The organism is Okeania sp. (assembly GCF_983059655.1).
The window spans coordinates 1-3,420 of record NZ_CEZPJD010000830.1 but is presented as its reverse complement, the minus strand read 5'-3'; the positions used below and the strand labels follow the sequence as shown (position 1 = coordinate 3,420).

The 3,420-nt window shown below is 36.0% G+C and carries 2 protein-coding genes and 1 tRNA gene; 2 read left to right on the top strand and 1 reads right to left on the bottom strand.

Annotated features, from left to right (window positions below; genetic code table 11):
• Positions 1 to 670: 670 nt before the first annotated feature.
• Positions 671 to 1,615, top strand: a complete 945-nt coding sequence (locus tag AC3DU7_RS29020) for an aldo/keto reductase (protein ID WP_488042725.1) — start codon at positions 671 to 673, stop codon at positions 1,613 to 1,615.
• A 986-nt stretch (positions 1,616 to 2,601) separates the two neighbouring features.
• Here AC3DU7_RS29020 and AC3DU7_RS29015 read toward each other — a convergent pair.
• Positions 2,602 to 2,674, bottom strand: a tRNA-Ile gene (locus tag AC3DU7_RS29015).
• 192 nt (positions 2,675 to 2,866) lie between these two features.
• Here AC3DU7_RS29015 and AC3DU7_RS29010 point away from each other — a divergent pair.
• On the top strand, positions 2,867 to 3,420 hold a 554-nt coding region (locus AC3DU7_RS29010), incomplete at its 3' end, for a hypothetical protein (protein WP_488042724.1).

Genomic DNA, 3,420 nt, shown 5'->3' with positions numbered 1-3,420 from the left:
AGTTATCAGTTATCAGTTATCAGTTATCAGTTATCAGTTATCAGTTATCAGTACCGACCATTAAAGCCGGAGGCTTGAAAATACTGAATTGAAATTTTCTTGGTCGATTGGATATGGCACAGGTTTCCCGCTCTTATCAGAGCCACTCCGCTGTTAGCGCAGCTTTGCGATAGCAAACGCCATCCCACTCTACAGGAAGCTCCGCTAACAACCGCTTTTCATTTCCTTAAAAGGGGAGCCTTTAAACCACTATTTTTCGGTAAAAAATATTTGAATTTATGGAACAGGGAATAGCTATAATTTCAGTTATCAGTTAACAGTTATTACTTATCAGTACCTCTAGCTAAAACAAGAGGCTTGAGATCGGGAATATTCTCTTTTTTTATCTCCTCTGCCTTACAAAGGGAGGCTTTAGACCGCAATCTTTCGGTAAAAGTTTCAGACTTTTTATCCTTATATTTTTTACAAATGATTTATGATTGCTATAGCCTCCTTTTTCATTACTTCCTATAATAAGGAGGTGAAAAGATGCAGAATTTTCTGTTTTATCCTCTTAAAAGGGGATGAAAAAAATCAAGTTCCATATGACTTTCCTAGTTCATGCTGCGCAAACAGGCAGAGGAACTGATAACTGATAACTGATAACTGATAACTGATAACTGAAATTACCATGGCAACAACTACTTTAGGTAAAACAGGAATAACTGTTAATCCCATTTGTATTGGCACTTGGGCATGGGGAGATAAATTTTTTTGGAATTATGGCAGTAATTATGGTGCTAATGAAGTAGAGGCTGCCTTTCAAACTGCCTTAGAAGCAGGGATAAATTTTTTTGATACTGCTGAAGTTTATGGCAATGGTTTATCAGAAGAATTGCTGGGAAAATTCATGCAAAAAACTGAACAACCTGTGCAAATTGCTACTAAATATGGTCCTGTACCTTGGCGTTTTTTTCCAGAGTCTATTGCTGATGCTGTTACTGCTAGTTTGAAACGATTAATGTTGCCGAAAGTTACTCTTTATCAAGTACATTGGCCGTTTACTTTTTTTATGAGTCAGGAAACTTTATTAAATGCTTTGGCTGATGAAGTAAAACAGGGGAGAATTGAAGCGGTTGGTGTTAGTAATTATTCGGCGGAAGAGATACGTCAAGCTCATGCAATTTTGGAAAAACGAGGGGTAATTTTAGCGACAAATCAGGTGAGATATTCTCTGCTTTCTCGACAAATTGAAGCTAAAGGAATTTTGGATACAGCTAGAGAATTAGGTGTGACAATTTTAGCTTATAGTCCTTTGGCTCAAGGTTTATTAACTGGCAAATATACTTTGGAAAAACCGCCGACTGGCGCTCGTCAATTTGACTCTCGTTTCCAAAAAAAGGGTTTGGAAAAAATTTCTCCTGTGATGTCTTTGTTAAAACAAATTGGTGAAAAATATGACAAAACTCTGGCTCAGGTTGCTCTGAATTGGTTGGTTTTTCAAGATAGTGTGATTCCTATTGCTGGTTGTAAAAATTCTGAACAAGTTCAACAAAATATAGGGGCTATTGGTTGGGAGATGAGTCAAGAGGAATTTAATCAGTTGGAAGAAGTTTCTCGCCCTTGGTTAAATTAAGGAATAGGGGAAGATGGAAGCTTTTAAATTTTGCTTTTGTCTTTCCTATAACTACAACGTTGGAGTTAATTTAGTTATTTATTACTTGAGGAGGGGTGGCGATCGCTATTATTTATCTAAAACTCTCTTTTTTTGCGTTGAATAAAAAGTCATGAGTATGGGCGAGCAACCCCCACTATATTTATATAGCAATGTGCGCTGGCATATTTACAAATTGCAGGAAGTGTCCAATAGCTAAAAGTCTTATATGATAAGCTTTTTATTCCCCCTGTTGCCTGTTGCCTGTTGCCTATTGCCTGTTGCCTGCGCGCAGCGCTATACTATCACGGTTTTTTACCGAATTTGATTTCTCTTCCTCTCTAAATTTCTCGAAGCTCCACAAAATGATAATTCTGTAAATTACTTCTCTGAGCGATCGCTATTATTTATCTAAAACTCTCTTTTTTTTGCGTTGAATAAAAAGTCATGAGTATGGGCGAACAACCCCCACTATATTTATACTATCACGGTTTTTTACCGAATTTGATTTCTCTTCCTCTCTAAATTTCTCGAAGCTCCACAAAATGATAATTCTGTAAATTACTTCTCTGAGCGATCGCTATTATTTATCTAAAACTCTCTTTTTTTTGCGTTGAATAAAAAGTCATGAGTATGGGCGAACAACCCCCACTATATTTATACTATCACGGTTTTTTACCGAATTTGATTTCTCTTAACTCTCTAGATTTTTTGAGCTTCACAAAATGAAAATTTTTGTGATTTGAAGTTGTGGGATAGCAGAGATGGGAAAATCGGGAATTTTTCAGACATATTATAGGATTTACGCAGAATACCAGACCATAAATTATTTTTAGGGGTTAACGGCCGTTAACCCCTACTATATTTCAGTGGTTATGGCTAAGTCCTGAAATTTACTAAAAAATACTAAAATCTTTAGCCACTAAAGACCTTAGTCTATTTCGAGGAATTAATTTAATTTAGTTGTATGCGCCCTGCTGGAATCGAACCAGCCTTAAAGCGAATTATGAGCTCGCTGCCTCCCCAATCGGCCAAAGGCGCCTATTTCTAAGTTTACCTCTATTATATAGTTAAATTAAACCTATCTTAAGGTTTTCTCAGATTAGTTAATCTACTATAGCATAGTTTCTTGAGTTAAAGTTAAAATTTTGGACATAAATGTATCTAAATTTATACATAAGATATAGTATATCATAACAGAAAACAATATTATGCCTAAAAAATAAAAAAACTATGAATTCTAGTATTGTGCTAACTCTGAGCTTACTAACCCTAATGTTTGGTGCAGGTTTGAGTAGTGCCTCTTGGGGATTTAAACTAGGCAGAGAAGCTTTAAAAGGAATTACTCAACCAGATACTCGTCCCACTAATAATTTAGCAGGTGCTAGAAACAATTCAAATCGCCAAGAAAAATTGGTATTTTTAGAAGAGGAAAAGGTTATTGCCCGTGTGAAAAATATTATCAGAAATGGTGGAGTAATTGAAGAGAAAACTACTCAAAAAGATTCCCAGAAAAAACAAGCCAAGGCACAATCTGCTGAAGAAAATCAATCCCAACAAAGTTTTCCAATTATTAGTAGTGATGCTGGAGTTGCTCTAGAAGTTAATGATGTTCGTAGATGGGGTAATTCTCTAGTTTTAGATGTCAATTTAAAAAATGAAGGAGACCGGTCTATAAGGTTTTTGTACAGTTTTTTGAATGTTACAGACGACCAGGGAAGGTCTCTCAGCGCAAGTACAGAAGATTTACCAGGGGAATTACCACCAAATGGCAGAAGATATTATGG